Here is a 239-nt window from a genome sequence, read left to right on the forward strand (position 1 = left end):
TCGCGCGTCTGCAGCGCGAGGCGGTAAGCGGAGTTGCCTTGCGCATCGATCGTCACGCCCACCAGGCGGCCGGGCATCGAGCGCTTGAACGCATCACGCACGGCCATGTAGCCAGCGTGCGGGCCGCCGAAACCGAACGGCACACCAAAGCGCTGCGTGTTGCCGATCACCACGTCGGCACCCCATTCGCCCGGCGCAGCCAGCAGCGTCAGCGCGAGCAGGTCAGCCGCGGCGACGAC

1 pseudogene is annotated in these 239 nt (G+C 69.9%); it reads right to left on the reverse strand.

The window, feature by feature from the left end:
• A pseudogene (locus RVY79_RS21400) lies at positions 1-239 on the reverse strand (hypothetical protein); the annotation flags it as partial.

Origin of the sequence: Chromohalobacter sp. HP20-39, from assembly GCF_033052815.1 — a bacterium.
In the GTDB taxonomy this organism is placed as follows: domain Bacteria; phylum Pseudomonadota; class Gammaproteobacteria; order Pseudomonadales; family Halomonadaceae; genus Chromohalobacter.